The organism is Acinetobacter sp. YH16032, from assembly GCF_013417345.1.
GTDB lineage: Bacteria > Pseudomonadota > Gammaproteobacteria > Pseudomonadales > Moraxellaceae > Acinetobacter.
On the sequence record NZ_VPEE01000151.1, the window covers coordinates 1 to 1418 of the forward strand.

Here is a 1418-nt window from a genome sequence, read left to right on the forward strand (position 1 = left end):
GTAGATGATCTGGCAGTGGTCGACGTTTAGGTTTATTTGCTTTGGCTTTGTGTGTCGCTGCATCGGTTTTATCTGCATTCAGCCGTTCCAGTTCCAGATCAACGGCTGCAATATCTTCTTCGACCGCTTCATCCCACAGGTGGATTTGTTTTGCAGTGAGATGTTCGTTTTTACTGCCGAATTTGTGCTGTTTAAATAGTGCGAGTTCATGCTCGTATTTTTGATTGAGAATAGAAAGATGTTGAACTTTAGAATCTAATTGCTGATTGGTGACTTCAAGATGTTGAACTTTGGCATCCAATTGCTGGTTTGATTTTTCTAATTCTTGATTTGATTGTGCTAGAGACTGATGCTGCATCGCCAACTGTCTGGTGAATTCCAGCAGTTGTTCATGGGTCAGTTGGCTTAAGTCAGGCAGCGTATTCATGACCGCAGTATGCCTGAGGTCATGAGAAGAATGAAATAGAACGTTTGGAGAATAGCAGAATGGAACAGCCTGGTTTAAAGCATCGTCACCACCTGCTGTCGTCCAATGCGCTGCCAGGGCAAACCTTGGATCAGTGCCTGTAACTGTTCCGGGCTGAGGGCCACGGTTTCACCTTGGTGAACTTGAGCCCAGTGAAATTTTCCCTGTTCCAGCCGCCGGGCACACAGCCAGATGCCCAGTCCATCATGTACCAGTACTTTCATGCGATGGCCACGTTTATTACAGAACAGGTAAGCACAATGCGGTTTGATGTAGCCAAAGGCTCTCACCACCTGAGCCATGGTCGTATCCATACCTGCACGCATGTCCATGGGCTGAGTAGACAACCAGATTTCATCAATGCGGATCATGTTGCAAGTGCCTTGAGTAATTCTGCCAAGGCAGGTATTTCTGATGTCTGCCATTTTAGCTGAATATCATTATTCGTATGAGGCACGGTGATACACAACGTGATCCTCTCATCAATAGGTTGGCTGATTGCAGCAGTGTAAGGCAAAGCAATAAATGCTGGATTCACATGAGTAGGATCCTGCACGGCACCCTCATGATGGCTGAAGATGCTGATGCAACGACTGACAAGGTTGGCCTAAATACCATGTTGCAGTGCGACCGAAGCGATCGAGGTATTAGGATTTTTACAGGCATTGATAATACTGAGTTTGAATTCTTTGCTGTATGTTCTGCGTTTTTTAGCAACAGGAGGTGTTGCTGAATATATATCCATGTTCATGGATTAAGTCCCCACTTGTTTTTAGGTGGGAACTAAATTAAGGCTTATAGGATCGCTTGGTAAGGCTGTGTTAGCCGGATGCTTACGTCGGTAGGAACCAAACAACGGCACTATGTGAGATAGAAGCTCCAGACTATATTGAAGTACAGGGAGGTTTACCAACTCCTGAAGCTTTGGAAAAATGGTTTGAAGAAATTGATC

3 protein-coding genes and 1 pseudogene are annotated in these 1418 nt (G+C 45.1%); all 4 read right to left on the reverse strand.

The window, feature by feature from the left end:
* A partial coding sequence (locus tag FTV32_RS17080) for a transposase (protein WP_218947445.1) occupies positions 1-427 on the reverse strand: 427 nt, incomplete at its 3' end.
* Positions 428-501: 74 nt separating this feature from the next.
* The gene (gene tnpB, locus FTV32_RS17085) at positions 502-837 is read right to left on the reverse strand and encodes an IS66 family insertion sequence element accessory protein TnpB (protein WP_000618091.1); all 336 of its coding nucleotides are present in this window, start codon (positions 835-837) and stop codon (positions 502-504) included.
* Positions 834-1217 (reverse strand): annotated as a pseudogene (locus tag FTV32_RS17090) (transposase). Before FTV32_RS17090 ends, tnpB begins: the two are co-directional and overlap by 4 nt.
* Positions 1218-1238: 21 nt before the next feature.
* Positions 1239-1418: hypothetical protein (locus FTV32_RS17385; protein WP_218947446.1), on the reverse strand; the 180-nt coding region annotated here is incomplete at its 5' end.